Origin of the sequence: Leisingera sp. JC1 (assembly GCF_001679925.1) — a bacterium.
Lineage (GTDB): Bacteria > Pseudomonadota > Alphaproteobacteria > Rhodobacterales > Rhodobacteraceae > Leisingera.
The window spans coordinates 108,600-123,716 of the sequence record NZ_LYUZ01000013.1; the positions used below are offsets into that span (position 1 = coordinate 108,600).

16 protein-coding genes and 2 tRNA genes are annotated in these 15,117 nt (G+C 62.6%); 4 read left to right on the forward strand and 14 right to left on the reverse strand.

The window, feature by feature from the left end:
• The 3 genes from A9D60_RS03485 to A9D60_RS03495 are packed head-to-tail and all read right to left on the reverse strand — an operon-like array spanning position 1 to position 2,953.
• Positions 1-834 carry an ABC transporter permease gene (locus A9D60_RS03485; RefSeq protein ID WP_065266324.1) on the reverse strand — a complete coding sequence of 278 codons (834 nt, stop codon included), beginning with the start codon at positions 832-834 and terminating at the stop codon, positions 1-3.
• On the reverse strand, positions 831-1,688 hold the full coding sequence (locus tag A9D60_RS03490) for an ABC transporter permease (protein ID WP_065266325.1): 858 nt from the start codon (positions 1,686-1,688) through the stop codon (positions 831-833). The genes A9D60_RS03485 and A9D60_RS03490 overlap by 4 nt, the downstream gene beginning before the upstream one ends.
• 59 nt (positions 1,689-1,747) lie before the next feature.
• A complete protein-coding gene (locus A9D60_RS03495) occupies positions 1,748-2,953 on the reverse strand; it encodes an aromatic ring-hydroxylating oxygenase subunit alpha (protein WP_065266326.1) in 1,206 nt (401 codons plus the stop codon).
• 150 nt (positions 2,954-3,103) lie between these two features.
• Here A9D60_RS03495 and A9D60_RS03500 point away from each other — a divergent pair, with 150 nt between their 5' ends.
• Positions 3,104-4,606 carry a trimethylamine methyltransferase family protein gene (locus tag A9D60_RS03500; RefSeq protein WP_175392880.1) on the forward strand — a complete coding sequence of 501 codons (1,503 nt, stop codon included), beginning with the start codon at positions 3,104-3,106 and terminating at the stop codon, positions 4,604-4,606.
• A 279-nt stretch (positions 4,607-4,885) separates the two neighbouring features.
• Here the strand turns inward: A9D60_RS03500 and A9D60_RS03505 are convergent.
• Positions 4,886-4,961, reverse strand: a tRNA-Thr gene (locus A9D60_RS03505).
• Positions 4,962-5,552: 591 nt separating this feature from the next.
• Here A9D60_RS03505 and A9D60_RS03510 point away from each other — a divergent pair.
• Positions 5,553-5,627, forward strand: a tRNA-Glu gene (locus tag A9D60_RS03510).
• Positions 5,628-5,846: 219 nt separating this feature from the next.
• Here the strand turns inward: A9D60_RS03510 and A9D60_RS03515 are convergent.
• The 5 genes from A9D60_RS03515 to A9D60_RS03535 form a co-directional block, all read right to left on the reverse strand.
• Positions 5,847-6,899, reverse strand: coding sequence for a GGDEF domain-containing protein (locus A9D60_RS03515; RefSeq protein ID WP_065266328.1), 1,053 nt, complete (start codon positions 6,897-6,899; stop codon positions 5,847-5,849).
• Entirely contained in the window at positions 6,896-7,483 is a 588-nt protein-coding gene (locus A9D60_RS03520) for a heme NO-binding domain-containing protein (protein ID WP_065266329.1), read from the reverse strand. Before A9D60_RS03520 ends, A9D60_RS03515 begins: the two co-directional genes overlap by 4 nt.
• 362 nt (positions 7,484-7,845) lie before the next feature.
• Positions 7,846-9,405: a trimethylamine methyltransferase family protein gene (locus A9D60_RS03525; RefSeq protein WP_065266330.1), complete on the reverse strand. Its 1,560-nt coding sequence runs from the start codon at positions 9,403-9,405 to the stop codon at positions 7,846-7,848.
• Between the two features lie 246 nt (positions 9,406-9,651).
• Positions 9,652-10,341 carry an HAD family hydrolase gene (locus tag A9D60_RS03530; protein WP_065266331.1) on the reverse strand — a complete coding sequence of 230 codons (690 nt, stop codon included), beginning with the start codon at positions 10,339-10,341 and terminating at the stop codon, positions 9,652-9,654.
• 56 nt (positions 10,342-10,397) lie between these two features.
• Entirely contained in the window at positions 10,398-10,682 is a 285-nt protein-coding gene (locus A9D60_RS03535) for a DUF3572 domain-containing protein (RefSeq protein WP_065266332.1), read from the reverse strand.
• 115 nt (positions 10,683-10,797) lie between these two features.
• On the opposite strand from A9D60_RS03535, the gene A9D60_RS03540 reads away from it, so the two are divergent.
• Positions 10,798-12,192 carry a diguanylate cyclase domain-containing protein gene (locus tag A9D60_RS03540; protein WP_065266343.1) on the forward strand — a complete coding sequence of 465 codons (1,395 nt, stop codon included), beginning with the start codon at positions 10,798-10,800 and terminating at the stop codon, positions 12,190-12,192.
• On the opposite strand, the gene A9D60_RS03545 is transcribed toward A9D60_RS03540, so the two are convergent.
• From A9D60_RS03545 to A9D60_RS03565, 5 genes are all read right to left on the reverse strand, one after another.
• Complete coding sequence (locus A9D60_RS03545) at positions 12,153-12,671, reverse strand: GAF domain-containing protein (RefSeq protein ID WP_065266333.1); 519 nt, start codon at positions 12,669-12,671, stop codon at positions 12,153-12,155. The genes A9D60_RS03540 and A9D60_RS03545 overlap by 40 nt on opposite strands.
• Before the next feature lie 286 nt (positions 12,672-12,957).
• Positions 12,958-13,449, reverse strand: coding sequence for a periplasmic heavy metal sensor (locus A9D60_RS03550; RefSeq protein ID WP_065266334.1), 492 nt, complete (start codon positions 13,447-13,449; stop codon positions 12,958-12,960).
• Positions 13,446-13,811, reverse strand: a complete 366-nt coding sequence (locus A9D60_RS03555; protein ID WP_083194091.1) for a hypothetical protein — start codon at positions 13,809-13,811, stop codon at positions 13,446-13,448. Before A9D60_RS03555 ends, A9D60_RS03550 begins: the two co-directional genes overlap by 4 nt.
• Positions 13,804-14,385: an RNA polymerase sigma factor gene (locus A9D60_RS03560; RefSeq protein ID WP_065266344.1), complete on the reverse strand. Its 582-nt coding sequence runs from the start codon at positions 14,383-14,385 to the stop codon at positions 13,804-13,806. Before A9D60_RS03560 ends, A9D60_RS03555 begins: the two co-directional genes overlap by 8 nt.
• Positions 14,386-14,452: 67 nt before the next feature.
• A complete protein-coding gene (locus A9D60_RS03565; protein WP_065266335.1) occupies positions 14,453-14,917 on the reverse strand; it encodes an EF-hand domain-containing protein in 465 nt (154 codons plus the stop codon).
• Here A9D60_RS03565 and A9D60_RS26790 point away from each other — a divergent pair.
• On the forward strand, positions 14,909-15,117 hold a 209-nt coding region (locus tag A9D60_RS26790; RefSeq protein ID WP_217492030.1), incomplete at its 3' end, for a hypothetical protein. The two genes, A9D60_RS03565 and A9D60_RS26790, sit on opposite strands and share 9 nt — an antisense overlap.

A 15,117-nucleotide genomic window follows, 5' to 3' on the forward strand; every position in this document is an offset into this window, starting at 1 on the left:
TCAGGCAAATCCTCCGGTGGCTGAAGCTTCGATACCCTGTTTTCTGGCGGACCGGCGGCGGAACCACTCGGCCAGGATCAGGAGCAGGACGGACAGGACCAGCAGGATCGTCCCCAGCGCCATCACTGACGGCAGCTTTCCAGGGAAGCGCAGCTGGCTCCAGATGTAGACCGGCAGCGTGACTTCGGTGCCGGTCAGGAAGAACGCGATGATGAACTCATCGAGCGAAATGGTGAAGGTGATCAGCAGGCTCGACACCACTCCCGGCATCACTAGCGGCAGGATCACCCGCCGGAACGTGCCCCAGCGGGTTTCACCCAGATCAAAAGATGCTTCTTCAAGGCTTTGATCAAGCCCCTGGAAGGCCGAGCTCAGGATCGCAATCGCAAACGGCGTGCAGATCAGCACATGGCCCAGGACCACAGTCACCAGCGACAGCGGCATGCCCAGCTGCATCAGCAGGACCAGCAGTGCCACCGCCACGATGATTTCCGGCAGCACCAGCGGCAGCAGGATGAAGCTCATGATGCCGCGCTTGAGCGGAAACCGGTAGCGGGCGGCGGCCCGCGCGGCGCAGGCGCCCAGCACGGTGCTCAGCACCGCCGACGACAGGCCGACCACCAGCGAATTCCGCACCGCGCCATGCAGCGCTTCGGTCTGCCACAGCACGCCGAACCACTTTGCCGTGAACCCGGTCAGCGGAAAGGAGATGACCGTCGCATCGTTGAACGCGAACATCGGCAGCAGGATCACCGGCGCATAGAGAAACACCATGTAGGCAACCGCGTAAACGGCCAGCCATTTGGACGGGAGAGACTTCAGTGCGGACTTCATTGAACTTTGCCCCCGAACCGTTTGCCAAGCAGGAAGATGACCGCGCTGATGCTCGCCACGATCAGCATTGACGACAGCGCCAGCGCGGCGCCCAGCGGCGCGTTATTCGCCTTGCCGAACTGAATCTGGATCATGTTGGCGATCATCAGCCCGTCGGTGCCGCCGACCAGCTTGGGGGTGATGAAATCGCCAATAGTCGGGATCAATACGATCAGCGTGGAGGCGACCACGCCCGGCATTGCCAGCGGCAGAGTGATCCGGAAGAACCGCCGCACCGGGCCGTCGCCCAGGTCCTCGGCCGCCTCCAGCAGCGAGCGGTCGATTTTCTCCAGCGCCACGAAGATCGGCAGGATCGCAAACGGCGCCCAGGCATGGGCCAGCGTCAGCACCACGGCGTTGGCGTTGTACAGCAGGAAGGTCAGCGGCTCCTCAATGATGCCCAGCCCTTTCAGCGCGGTGTTGAGCACGCCGTTGTAGCCCAGGATCACCTTCCACAGGAACACCCGCAGCAGATAACTGGTCCAGAACGGAACCGTGATCAGGAACAGCCACAGCGCTTTGCGCTGCTTGACGTGGAAAGACAGGTAATAGGCAATCGGAAAGGCCAGAACCACGGTCACCAGCGTGACGATCAGCGAGATCTTCAGCGAGCGGAAGATCAAGGTGCTGTAGATCGGCTTGCTCCAGGCCTCCCGGTAATTATCCAGCGTGAGAGTGGTATCGAGCTCCAGATAGTTCTGGGTCCAGAAGCTGAACGTCAGCACCATTATCAGGGGTGCGGCCAGCATCAGCAGCGAATAGAGCAAAGTCGGGCTGATCAAAGCGAGGCCTTGGCGCCTCTCTCCTGTTAACATTCCTGGGTCCTCCTGCCCCGTTAATAGGGCGCCGCCAGTGCCTTGGCGGCGCCCTCCATTCATGTCTTGTCAAGCTGCGCAAGCAGTTCCGCGTTGCGGGCCTTCAGCTGCCCGGGTTCCGGTTCGTCATGGTCGAGAACCGGGAATATCTTGCGCAATTCATCGTGGTAGCTGCGCACGCCATTCTCCAAATCGGAAAGGATAACCCCATCATAAGCACTGGAGAACGCCGCCTCCCAGCACCATTCGATCAACTGCTCGTCCTCTTTCGAGGTGATCCGGTCGATGCGCCCGCTGAGATAGCGCGCGGCGCGCATCAGCCGGTCTTCGCCAGGCCGCTTGTAGCAGGCGCTGCGCTGGATGGTGCGGCCGTTTTCAACCGGGAACTCGTGGTAGAAAATGACCGAATCCGGGTAGACTCCGAACACAAGATTCGGGAACAGGGCGAGATAGAGCCAAGTGGTCTCGGCAACCCCGTCAGGCATATCCGTCTGGGGCAGCAGAGATTTGTACTTCCGTACACTCCAAAGGCGCCCGTCGCCGCCGCGGAAGCCCCCGTAGGAGCGCGCAACTCCCTCGCTGAAGGATTCATCGGCGTAATTGCTGCCGAACAGGTCGTGCAGGCCGGGATGCGCCAGCGGCACATGGTAGCCCTCATTGTCGACGTCACGCACGCATTTCCAGTTTGCCTCGATTTCGGTCAAGGCGATCCCCGCTCCGTCCGGCAGGATGGTGTCCAGGCCATAAGGCGCGACCTCCTCGTCGAAACGTGCCATGATCTCCGAGACCGGAGGCTGCGGCCCGGGCTTGAAACGGACAAAGACAAACCCTTGCCAGATATCCATTTCCACCGGCTTCAAGCCCCATTCCACCGGGTCCAGATCCGGCAGCGTCTCGGGCCGGGCAGCTCCCCGCAGGGTGCCGTCCAGATTGTAGACCCAGCCGTGGAACGGACAGATGATCGCATTTTTACACTGCCCCTTCTCCTCGGCCAGCACGCGGCTGCCGCGGTGGCGGCACAAGTTGTGGAAAGCGCGGACATTGCCGTCCTTGCCGCGCACAACCAGCGCCCGCTCGCCCACGAATTCGGCGGTCATGTAATCGCCTGGCTCCGGCACGTCGTTCACGTGGCACACAAGCTGCCAATGCCGACGGAACAGGTGCTCCTTTTCTTCCTCCAGCAGTTCCGGATTGAAGTAGCTCCAGGCGGGCAATCCGGTGCGGCCGGCTCTGGGATCAGACTGAATCAGCACTTCGTCCTTCATACGGGTCTCCTTCCCTCTGACGGGAATCAATAGCATTTTTTATTTGAGCGCTCAAATAAAATATTTCCGCCGAGAGTATTCTGCAGGCTGGACAAACCCGGATTTCCGCGCCAAGTTTGAGCGATCACTCAAACTCAAAGGATGGACATAATGCGCCGCGCCAGAAGCCGCAGAAGATCTCCCCTTTCGACTGACATTCCCGCCAGCAAAGGCCCGCACTCCCTGGCCACGCCAGCCTACACGCCGCTGACCCAGACACAGGTGGACAGGATCGTGGACACCGCGGTTGAATTGCTGGCCACCTCCGGTGTTGTGTTCGAGCCGGGCGGCGAGGCCGACAGCCTGCTGCGCAACGCCGGCTGCAGCCAGTCGGACGATGGCATTGTGACAATTCCGGAAACCGTGACCCGCCGCGCGCTGGAAACCGCGGCCCGCAATACCATGCTGTGGGACCGCAACGGCGAAAACCCCATCACGATCGACTGCAACCACACCTGGTTCATGCCCGGCATGACCTGCATCGCCGTTTACGACGAGGACACCGGAGAGCCGCGCCCCTCGACGCGGGAAGACCTCGCCCTGATCACCCGGATCGCGGACAAGCTGCCGAATGTCGACGGCGTCTGCATCGCCGTGAAGAATGTCGAGGAATCAAACCAGTTCGGCGAAATCGACGAGTTTGCCTGCTTGATGGAAAACACCATCAAACCGCTGGAATACCTCTGCGAACACCCCTCATCGCTGGAGGCAGTGATCGAAATGGCGGCTGCTCTGCGCGGATCGCCTGAGGCGCTGCGGGACAAGCCCTATTTCCTGCATCTGATCACGCCGCTGCCAGTCAACCTGGCGCGGATCCACTCGGAACAGATCATCACCGCCGCGCGGGCGGGCATCCCGGTCGGTGTCGGCACCCTGCCCATCGGCGGCGCATCCTCCCCCATCACCCTGGCCGGCTGCATCACCCATGCGCTGATGACGGATTTCGCGGCTATCGTCCTGGGCCAGCTGGCCGCCGAAGGCAGCTTCTGCGTAGGCTGCTCCGACGTGAACTTCATGGAACCGGCCACCGGCGCTATCGGCAGCTTCTCCCAGACCTCGGTCGCCGACATGGCGATGTGCCAGGTGCGCCGCTCGCTGGGTTTCCCCTCGCTGACCGGCATCGGCGGCTGTTCGGTCGCCCGCCGCTTCAACCAGGATGCGGTCTGGGAAATCTCCTCGAACATGACCCAGATGTTCTACAACCGCCCCGCCACGATCGATTACATGGGCTCCCTCGATCAGGGCCTGACCTACTCGCCGCATGCGCTCTTGCTGTGCGACGACCTTGCTGGCCTGCTGCGCAAGATGTGGCAGGGCTTGGAAATCTCGGCCGAGCAGATGGCCGTCGATCTGATCCGCGAGGTCGGCCCCACCGGCAATTTCCTCGCCCATCAGCACACCGTCGACAACTGCCGGACGCAGGTCTGGAACTCCCGCTATTTCGGCCCGAACATCCCGCTGAGCAACACCGGGCTGGCGGATCAGGACCTTCTGGAGCGCATTGACGGCGACCTCAAGGTTATGCTGGCAGAACTGGAGCAGCCGGACCTGCCGCCGGAAACCAAAGCAGCTGTATCCGCGATTTCAAACAAGTACCGCGGCCACGCGCCCTAATCAGCGAGGCAGCTTTGGTTTTCTCAGGGAACGCCACAAACGCTGGCTTCCTGCCGGGTCCATCCAACAACCGCGATAAACCGCCGCTTGGCGGCCATCCTCTCCAGGATCTTCGGACACACTGCCAGCAGACACAATTGCTAGAGCGATTGTCCTGCTTGAGGGATTTCACTGTGGTGCTCGTCATCTTCATTACCCGACTGTGCAGGTAAATAAGTATGCCGCTCAGAAATAGAAGGCTGCAAACCTCTTATATTTCAGCACTTTATATGAAATAAGTGGTGCCCCCACACGGACTCGAACCGCGGACCTACTGATTACAAATCAGTTGCTCTACCAGCTGAGCTATAGGGGCGCCGAGCTGTGAAACCGCGCTTACCATCCTTCGGCAGTCCGTCGCAAGAGGTCTTTTGAGCAAAATCGCAGACCAGCCGGTAATTGGTACCGCCCTTGCAATACTCTTGCGGGCAACGGATTCGGGAGTGACTGCATATCCGAATATGCCCTCCGCTGCAGGACTGCCTGAAACCGGGCGCCCAATTGGCCCGCAGTCCCCGGCAAGTGCGCAAACGGGTAATCAAGTGAAGCTGTTTCTGCAAATGCGCAGTGTGCAGCGGATCCGTCTTCGGATCTTCCGCCAATCCCCGGAGCCAGGCCGGACGCAGTCCTTGCAACAGCGCGGCACCAGCTGCGAATCCGCAATTCATCAAAATCCCGAAATGGCACTGCTCCATCACAAGCAACCCCGGAAAACCGCCGCCAGAACAGGAAATTCAGCACCGCCTCAGGCAACGCGCCTTTACAGTTGACCTGCAGTAATGGTGTTTTTTGTTTTAATATATGGGCTTATCCTGCCAGCCCGGCAGCTGGAAAATCTTCGCATTTCTGCAAAAAGCCCCTTGCGCCCGCGCGGTGCAGTCAGTAAACAGCGCCTCACACACAGAGTGGCCCGTTCGTCTATCGGTTAGGACGCCAGGTTTTCAACCTGGAAAGAGGGGTTCGATTCCCCTACGGGCTGCCACTTCTTCCGCACAATTCAAATACACTCGCCTCCGGCAGGAAGCAGGTGCGGAAATTACCTGATTAAGCTCTATGCTCCGTTTTGGCGCCCCCGGCAAACTGCGGCAAAGGTCACCAAGCGGTCATGAGCCGGAGGCACTACGCTGCCGCAAACCTGCCCTGCTCAGCAAAAGGGCAGAACTGCTGCGCCGCCCCCTCCGCAGAACATCCGCAGCCTGTGTCACTTGGCAGGGCCACGGGCTGCAAGTTGACGGGCAGACGCCTCAGCCTCCGCAGCTGTTCCGCCGGTTTTCTCCATACCCTCGCGGTAGAAGCAATGCTGCGCCCGCCCGGCGCGCTTGGCAGCGTAAAGCGCGAGATCAGCCTGGTTCAGCAATTCCTGGGCATCCGGCACCTTTTGCCAGGTGGACATCGTCGTGCCTGCACTGGCGGAAATCCGGCAGCTCCGGCCGCCGAACGGCACTGGTTCCTCCAGCCGCTGAATCAACCGCTTGGCAATCGCGGCAAGCCTTCCGGTATCCAGAACCCCCTCGAGGATCATCACAAATTCATCGCCGCCGACACGGGCCACCGTGTCGGACTGGCGGGTGCATTCCACCATGATCCGCGCCGCCTGCTGCAGCACAGCATCCCCGGCGGCATGGCCCAGCGTGTCATTGACCTGCTTGAAGAAATCCAGATCCAGATGCATCAGCGCGAACTCGCGGCCGCTGCCGATCAGCCGGGCCAGGATGTGGTCCATCGCCCGGCGGTTCTTGAGCCCGGTCAGCGTATCGGTGAAGGCCTGTTCTTCGGCGGCGATTTTGGCCCCCTGCAGCCGCAGGTTCAGCTGGCGCGATGCTTCCATCGCGGCTGATTTCGCCTCAACCAGATACAGCATCTCGATGGTCAGGTCTGTGGGGGAAAAATCGGCGCTTGTCAGGTCGTAGTCGCGCACCGCCTCCAGCACCGAAATACCGAAGGACAGATTCAGAAAGGCGCCCTGCCCGTCCGGCAACGGTGTGCACACCCCCTTGAGGCCCGTCTGCGGCGCATCCCGGAAGTGCAAATGCAGTTTGCTGCCGGCGGTTCCCAGCAGATCCTCGACTGACCGGACCGAGCGGGGCCGGGACAGGTCAAACACCCGGAAAAACCGCCGCCCTTCCCATTTCAGCTGCGGGCGCAGCTTCTTCAGGGTTGGCCCGGCCGAAACGATCCGGCCCTTATGGTCAACGATCACAAACATCGGACAGACGACATCTGCCATTCCGGTCAGCTGCTGGAGTGTCATCATAACGTATGAGCCCCCAAGTCAAACTCCCGCCCGGCGGCGAATTTTGTTTCCACCAGGGTGATGGAAATCACCTCTGCGCCGCCGTGGGTGCCGCTGTGATCCAGGAAGACCAGATCGCCGTAATCATCCGCCATCGCCCGCAGAACCCCCATCAGGACATGGGCGTATCCAGGCAGCCCCGGCTGGCAGATCAGCTCAAACTGATCCGGCGCCTGTTCCAGCAGCTCCAGTCCCGGCAGGTGCAAATCGGACACCGCCAGCCTGGCACGGTCCGGCAGGTCATCCAGGGAGTGCAGGAATTCCACATAGTTCACGCCGCCAAAGCGCAGCAGCCGCCGCAGCGCTTCCACCTGCGGGTTCGACACCAGAAAGGTGCCCATGTCTTCCAGCATTTCGGGCAGCGGCCGGGCCAGCACCGTCTCCATCGCCGTCAGCATGCTGCCGGACTGCTCCTCGGTGTAGTACAGCATTGCTTCGAACTCGGTGAAACCGAGTCCGGCCTGCTCCATGACCTCTTCCCAGCGATCCGCCCCGTAGGTACTCGTCACAAAAGCCTGAATCGCCCTGTTGATCAGACCGTGCATGCAATGGCCCCTCTTTGCCTATGCCACAGTCTTGACGCCTGCTGGTTAAGAAAGGCACAACAAAGCAGACCAGTTGAGCGTCCAGCGTCTGAAAATCCCGCTTTTTCTTCCCCTAGCACGAAACCTGCACTCTCAATCTCACCAACCAATTCTGCGCAAAGCCCGGCCATTATAATCCAACCGGAGTGCCGGCCAACCTCTTCCGGCGCTGACAACTGCCTGTATTACTGTACCCGCCCGCCCGCAGTGGCAATCCCGCGGCACAATCCGCCGGCATGCCCGGCGGATTTTCACCACCCGGCCGGCGTCCGCAAAAAAAAGCGGAGGCCCGGCCTCCGCTTCAGCAACCACTGTAGTTAATTTCAGAAGTCGGTGGGCGCCCCGCCCTCAGCCTTGCGCCGGGCCACGAAATCCGCCAGCTCTTCCCGGATTGCCGCATCCATTGGCGGCTCCTCGAAGGACCCGATGATTTCCTTGAACATCTTGTGGGCGCGCTCCGCGGTCCAGGTGGCGCCTGCGGCCTCCCAAGCCTCAAAATTGCGCCAATCGCTCAGGAACGGCTGATAAAACGCCGTGGTGTAGCGGTCTTGGGTGTGCTGGATTCCAAAGAAATGGCCGTCGTTGCCCACCTCCCTGATCGCATCCAGGGCGATTTCCTCCGGTCCGGTGGCGTTGACCGCCGGGTCCATGTAGCGCTGGATCATTTGCAGCACTTCGCAGTCCATGATGAACTTCTCGGGGCTTGCGATCAGCCCGCCCTCCAGCCAGCCGGCCGCGTGATAGATCATGTTGGCGCCAGACTGCACCGCGGACCACAGCGAGTTGGAAGTCTCCCACATCGCCTGCCCGTCCGGAACATTGGCCGCGCAGACGCCGGAGGCCCGCATCGGCAGCCCGTAAAAACGCGCCATCTGGCCGGTCATCTGGGTTGAGCGCATGTACTCCGGGGTACCAAAGGCAGGCGCGCCGGATTTCATGTCCACATTGGAGGTGAAAGTGCCGATCGCCACCGGGCAGCCCGGTGCCACATACTGGAACAGCGCGATTGCGCACAGCGATTCCGCGATGGATTGCGCCACTGCCCCCGCCATGGTCACCGGCGCCATTGCGCCTGCCAGCGTGAACGGCGTCACCACCACCCCCTGGCCGCGGCGGCACAGCCTCAGCGAGCCGTCGATCATCGGCTCATCATGCTTCAGCGGCGAGGTGGAGTTGATGTTGGTGTACATCTTCGGGCTGGCGTCGAACTCCTCATGGCTGTGGCCGCCCGCGATGCGGACCATCTCCATCACGTCCTCGACCCGCTCCTTGCCCAGGCTGTAAGCATGCATCGCCTTGTCGGTCAGCGTCAGCTTGTCATAAAGCACATCCAGATGGCGCACAGAGGCATGGATGTCCACCGGCTCCACCGGATAGCCGCCGGCAAAGTGGATGCAGTTGAAATACTGGGTCAGCTTCAGAAGGTTGCGGCATTGCTCACGGGTGCCCGCTGTCTTCTTGTTCTGCTCCAGGTCCCAGTAGTTCGGCGGTGAGGACACGTTTCCGAACAGCATGACGTCGCCGCCGACGGTGATCTGGCGTTCCGGGTTGCGTGGCGTGAGGGTCCACTGCCGCGGCGCCTTCGCCACCATTTCCATGACAAAGTCCCGGTCCATCCGGACCAGGTCGCCCTCAACCTTCACGCCCGCCTGCTTGAAGATCCCCAGCGCTTCCTCGTTGAAAAACTGGATGCCGATCTCTTCGAGGATGCGCATGGCGCCATCGTGGATGGCCTGAACCCCCTCTTCGCTCAGCGGTTCAATGGGACGGTCGATGTTGCGGGGCGGGTTCCAGGGCATCTGTTCCAGGACTGCACTCCCGCGCCGGGCTGCCGCGCCTGCCCTTCCCCCGCCGCGCCGTTTGCGTGTGCCTGTCTCTGCCATGCCGCCCTCCCCTGGGTCCGAATTATCACGTGCTGACAGGCAAACACTGCGCCATTCCCGGGTGCCTGAACCTGTCCGTTCACGACCCCCCTTGTCGCTTTCTCCGCATCAAGCGCCGGGCCGGAGTATTTCTGTACACTTGTGCCTAGCCTGGCACATAAAAAAGCCGGCGCACAAGGGCAGTGCGCCGGCCGAATGCTCACTTCCCTGTGGAATTGCGGGAATCAGCAGCGGAACTCCAGGGACTCAGCGGTCCAGCCAGCCGGGAATATGGCCGATGTCCGGCAGCACGATATCCGCGTGCGGCAGCAGCTCCTCGCGCAGGGCCATTCCGGTCAGCACAGCAATCCGCTGCATCCCCGCCGCGGCGCCTGCTTCCATGTCATGGCGGCTGTCACCGACCATGGCGGTCCGGTCCGGGGAAACGCCCGCGGCTTTGCAGAACGCCAGCAGAGGGTCCGGGTCCGGCTTGGCGCCGTGGCCGCTGTCGCAGCCCGCGACAAAGGCAAAGCGGTCCAGCACGCCGGCCCGCTGCAGCTGGCTTTTGGCTGAGACCTCGGCGTCATTGGTCATCACCCCCAGCACCTTGCCGCGCGCCAGCAGGCCATCAAGGAACGCTGCCAGCGGCACCGCCGGTGCCAGATCTGCAGCTGACGCGCTCTGAGCAAGATAATCTGTAAGCTCGGCAAGGCTCATATGCTCGACATAAGGTGCAAGCGCCTCTGCCACCTCATCGTTGGAGCTGGCAATTACCAGGCTGTCCGGATTGAACGCCGCACGCTCCAGATCATAGCTGATCGCCTTGGCCATCGCTTTCTTGCAGGAAATGTTCCCTTGCGAGAGGGTTTCAAGCAAGTCCGCCGCCCAGCTGTCCCAGGTGGCGGCGAAGTCGAACAGGGTTCCGTCCTTGTCGAACAGGAAAGCATCTACCGGCATGGCGGGTCCTCATCCGCTGAAATTTGAGCCGAACCTAGGGCCGCTCCGCGCCATTCTCAAGTCCAGTTCACCTGTTCTCCGCCCGGAAGCGACATCCGCGCCTGCATCGGCATCTCATAGGCCAGCCCTTCGGAATCGCAGAACTGCATCACCCAGGCGTCGTCCATCGTCAGAAAATCAAGCACCGAGCCCAGGAAAGCCGGTTCCGCCGCTTGCGCCCGCAGATCCGCTTCGCTGGCGCCGGTGGCACCCAGAAAGACCGGTAAAAGCTCGTCATTTCCGGCCAGCCAGGCCAAAGCCTTCAGCGCCAGTGTCTCTGCCCCATCAGCGGAAATCCGCATGTTCTCCACACTCCTGCCGCATTGCAGCCAATTTAGTAAAAATCTGAAAGGTTTTTTTAACCAGTCTCAGCAAAATTGGAAATCATAGGATTTGCAAGGGGCGAAAGGATACCGCGTGCAAGGCACTATCCTGGTCATCGACGGCGTCTCCACCAACCGCATCATGCTGAAGGTGCAGCTGGCGGCTGCCTACTACGATGCCGTGCAGGCCGGCAGCGTGGCAGAGGTGCTGCAGGCCGCCCGCAACTGCCGCCCCGACCTTGTGCTCACAGCGATGTCGCTGCCCGATGGCACCGCTGCAGATGTCAAACGCACGCTGGCAGCGGATGAATCGCTTGCCGATCTGCCGGTGATCGCGGTTTCCGACTGGGAGGGCCACCAGGCCCGGCTGCAGGCACTGGCCGCAGGCATTGACGATGTGCTGCAGCAGCCGGTGGACGACGTGATCCTGCAGGCCCGCATCCGCAGCCTGCTGCGCGCGCGCAGCGCCAGCGAGGAGCTGAACCTGCAGCGCGACGCCTCGCAGGGCTTCATCCTGCCGCTGTGCGACCGTGCTGGCGCCGAGAGCCTGCGCAATGCCACCGTTGCCCTGGTGGCCGAGGACCCGCGCACCGCCATGGCTTGGCGCGACCGCCTGTCCTCCAGCCTGCCCTATGCGCTTCGCAGCCACGCCATCAGCGACATTCAGGGCCTGATGCAGGCGCCGGTGGCAGATGCCATCATCATTGAACTGAACGAGGCGTCGGCCGGCCCCGGCCTGCGCCTGCTGGCCGACCTGCGCGCCCGCGCTGCCACCCGCAAATCAGTGGTCATTGCCGTGCCCAATCCCGCCGATCCGCATATCGCGGCAGAGGCGCTGGACCGCGGCGCCCACGACGTGCTGCAAACCGGGTTCGATGTCGAAGAGCTTGCCCTGCGCCTGAACATGCAGCTGCAGCAGAAAGCCCGCAACGACCTGATGCGCGACAGCGTCCGCAATGGCTTGCGCGCAGCCAACCTGGACCCGATGACCGGCCTCTACAACCGCCGCTACGCCAAGCCTTTCCTGGACCGGGTGGCGCATTCAGCTTCCGAGACCGGCGAAAAATTCGCCGTCATGCTGGCCGATCTCGACCACTTCAAGCGGATCAATGACCTCTATGGCCMCCCGGCAGGCGATGCCGTGCTGATCGAGGCCGCCCGCCGCATGCAGGCAGTGCTGGGTCCGGCGGACCTGCTGGCCCGCGTCGGCGGCGAGGAGTTCATGGCGGTGCTGCCCGGCGCCACCGAGGCGGAAGCCAGCCTCGCGGCCATTGCCCTGTGCAATGCAATCAACGGCACCCCGTTTCAGGTGCCGGGTGCTGCCGAACCGGTCAAGGTCACGATCAGCGTCGGCGCGGTCATGGGCGGCGCTGGCCACGGCGGCAGCACTGCTGTGCTGGTCGAAAAGGCGGATCAGGCGCTTTATGATGCCAAGAACGCGGGCCGCAATCAGGTAACCTTGTCGCCCGCATGCACTGAGGCCGCCTGACCGGAGGCAACCAATTCACTGGCAACGGCGTCGCACAGCGCCGCCATCATTTCCAGGTCTGCCTCTTCAAACGGCTCCCGCGCCTCAATGGCTGTGAAGTTCACGGTCCCCCAGGCCGCACCTCCGATTTTGACTGGCGCACCGATGTAGGTCTCAAGCCGGAACATGTCATAACAGGGATGCCCGGCTATCTCCGAACTGCCCGCCTGATGAAAGGCCAGCGGCGCCTCCGACCGCAAGGTGTGAACACAGTAGGTGTCTCCCAGGCTGAACTCTGTGCCGGGATCAACCTCGGCTTCCTGCGAGACGCAGTACTCGACAACATATTTACTGCCCTGAACCCTGCTCACCAGAGCGGAGGAGGTTTTGAAAAGCTCATTTCCGCTGGCAAGGAGATGCCTGATTTTTTCCTGCGGCAACAAGTCCCGGCACTCCGCTATCGCCTGAATGACCGCTGCGGCCTGACTGCTGTTTTCCATTCTGCCCCCATCGCAGTTCCCCGGAGACCTGACAGCCGAACCTTCAGCACCAGGCTGCCTTGCCGGTGCCGGGCACAGGACCGCCGTGCTCCGAAACAAATCCTTGTCACGGGAACCCTCCAAAGCAACGGCGGATTGCTTTGCCTGCGGCCAAACCAGCGCTTTTGCAATCGGAGCGCGCAGAAGGTTCAATCCTGAGGTGCTGCACTCGCCCGCACGCAGAAAGCAAGCCCTTGCGTTCCCGCCGGTTCCGGCGTCCGGGAACCGGCCGAACTTTTCCCGAAGGCTATTCTGCCTCGCGCCAGCCGTGCCGCTTGCCCTTGCCGCGGCGCTGCATCCGCTCCTCCAGGCGGTCCGCGAAGTCCATCCGCTCCTGCGGCGCCATCTCTTCCAGCTTCTTCACCCAGGCTTGCTGCACCTTGGTGTGGAACGCGTGACGTTCCTCGGCCTGCGCCTGCATCAGTGCCAGCAGCGCGGGCGCATCGAATGCTTCGCTGCGCAGCGCTGCCACCACCGCGGCGCCTTCCGCACGGCGGCGCTGGACAAAGCTGCCGTGATCTCCCCCCGCCTGCTGCCGCAGCGCCTTGCGGGTATCGCGGTCCAGCTCACGGAAAATCATCGCCCCCACCGACGGCGGCCGCTGCCAGTGCCTGTCCTTGCCGCTGAACCGCCAGGCGGCCCCGGCCGCGATGCCGATCACAGCCAGGTTCAGCGCCAGCGATCCCGCCAGCAGCAGTTTCAGCCACAGCTTCATCTTGGGTTTTGCCTCCGCAGTCATTGCAGGTCCTCGCTCAGCATCAGCGCCATGTCATAGCTGCCGTCCGCAAAGGCGGTGCTGCTGTCCTCATATCCGGCCAGTGCCACAGGGTCCGGCATGAACGAGGGCGGCGCCAGGCCGATCCACAGGCCCGCGGCGCTGGCCGCTGCCAGCCCGCCCAGGGCCGGCCAGCCGCCCAGCGCCTCCGCCAGCTGCCGCCACAGCGGCTGCCGTGCCGGCTCTGCAGGCTGGTATTCCGGCTGCACACGCGCCGCATCCGCCAGGATGGCAGCACTCAGATGATCCGGCAGCACGGGCGGCGTGCTGCGTGCCTCAGCAAACAGGCCGTCCAGTTCCTGCAGTGATTTATCCGTGTCAGCCATCGCTATACCCCAACTCTTCGCGCCGCCCGGCCAAGGCCGCAGCCAGCGCCCGTTTGCCCCGGGCGGTGAGACTTTCCACCGCCTCGGTGCTGATGTCCATGATCCCGGCAATCTCCGGGTTCGAAAGCTCTTCCAGGTGCCGCAGCACCACCGCCTGACGCTGCCGCTCCGGCAGTTGCATCAGCGCCGCCTGCAGCGCATCCTGCCGCGCACCCTCCTGCAGCTGCTCCGCGGCTGAGCGGCCCGGGTCCGGCGGTTCCGGCACCGCATCCAGATCCACATGGCCGCCGCGGGCGCGCCGCTTGCGGTCGATGCACAGGTTCATCGCCACCCGGTACAGCCAGGTCGACACCTGCGCCTCCCCCGGCCGCCAGTCCGGCGCCATCTTCCAAAGCCGCAGCATCGCTTCCTGGGTCACATCTTCGGCCTCCGCGCGGATCCCCATCACCCGCATCGCCACGCCGAATACCCGCGGCCCCAGCCGCGCGGTCAGCTCTGCTGCCGCCCGGCTGTCGCCATTGGCATAAAGCACCAGAAGCGCATCGTCGGAAGCCTCCCCCGCCGATGCACTCATGGCTGCCGGACCCGCATCAGGGGCCCGGCGCCGCGATATTTCCGCGTTATGCAGCACGCCTCAGCGATCAGTTCTGCTCCGTTTCATCCCCATGCCGGTGCTTGCCGCCGTGGCGCATCCGGGCGTCCTCGAATTCTTCCTTCGAAATCCCGCCGCTGCCATCGGCATCCATCCGGTCGAACATCTTGCCCGCCCGGCGCGGCTGCGGCAGCTCGTCCTTACTCAACGCGCCATCGCCATCCTTGTCAAAGCGTTCCAGCATATGCGCAGCACGTTCGTTCGCCCGCGCCTGCGCATGCGCCTGCATCTCGTCCAGCGTCAGCTTGCCGTCGCCATCCGCGTCCGCCTTGGCAAAACGCGCCTCCTTCATGGCCTCGATTTCGGCCTTGCTGACCTCACCGTTGCCATCTGCGTCAATCTCCTCAAAGGACATCTTCGGCCCATGATGGCCAAAGCCCTTGGCCAGTACAGCACTGCCTGCGGTCATGCCTGCAGCAGCCACGATCAGGGCGATGAACTTGACGTGTTTCATATCGTCTTTCCTTTGTTCAGCGGCAGCCTCTTGCTGCCCGATGCACAGGAAAAACGCCCCAAGCCCGCGCTTCCGTCGCAAAACCGCGAAAAAATTTTCAGCCGCCCTCCCGTTGCGGCAAACCGGCGCAGAAATTGGCGTTTCCCCTTTCGCCCCCACCTGAAGCGCGCAAAGATACCTGCAGCACACAGGATAAAACC

Coding starts and splice junctions, on each gene's coding strand:
- A9D60_RS03520 (WP_065266329.1), bottom strand. CDS start 7,483: ATGCACGGTCTGATCAACAGGGCGATTCAGGCTTTTGTGACGAGTACC.
- A9D60_RS03500 (WP_175392880.1), top strand. CDS start 3,104: ATGCGCCGCGCCAGAAGCCGCAGAAGATCTCCCCTTTCGACTGACATT.
- A9D60_RS03495 (WP_065266326.1), bottom strand. CDS start 2,953: ATGAAGGACGAAGTGCTGATTCAGTCTGATCCCAGAGCCGGCCGCACC.
- A9D60_RS03555 (WP_083194091.1), bottom strand. CDS start 13,811: ATGGCTGACACGGATAAATCACTGCAGGAACTGGACGGCCTGTTTGCT.
- A9D60_RS03515 (WP_065266328.1), bottom strand. CDS start 6,899: ATGATGACACTCCAGCAGCTGACCGGAATGGCAGATGTCGTCTGTCCG.
- A9D60_RS03560 (WP_065266344.1), bottom strand. CDS start 14,385: ATGAGTGCATCGGCGGGGGAGGCTTCCGACGATGCGCTTCTGGTGCTT.
- A9D60_RS03485 (WP_065266324.1), bottom strand. CDS start 834: ATGAAGTCCGCACTGAAGTCTCTCCCGTCCAAATGGCTGGCCGTTTAC.
- A9D60_RS03550 (WP_065266334.1), bottom strand. CDS start 13,449: ATGACTGCGGAGGCAAAACCCAAGATGAAGCTGTGGCTGAAACTGCTG.
- A9D60_RS03565 (WP_065266335.1), bottom strand. CDS start 14,917: ATGAAACACGTCAAGTTCATCGCCCTGATCGTGGCTGCTGCAGGCATG.
- A9D60_RS03490 (WP_065266325.1), bottom strand. CDS start 1,688: ATGTTAACAGGAGAGAGGCGCCAAGGCCTCGCTTTGATCAGCCCGACT.
- A9D60_RS03535 (WP_065266332.1), bottom strand. CDS start 10,682: ATGCGGATTTCCGCTGATGGGGCAGAGACACTGGCGCTGAAGGCTTTG.
- A9D60_RS03545 (WP_065266333.1), bottom strand. CDS start 12,671: ATGGAAAACAGCAGTCAGGCCGCAGCGGTCATTCAGGCGATAGCGGAG.
- A9D60_RS03525 (WP_065266330.1), bottom strand. CDS start 9,405: ATGGCAGAGACAGGCACACGCAAACGGCGCGGCGGGGGAAGGGCAGGC.
- A9D60_RS03530 (WP_065266331.1), bottom strand. CDS start 10,341: ATGCCGGTAGATGCTTTCCTGTTCGACAAGGACGGAACCCTGTTCGAC.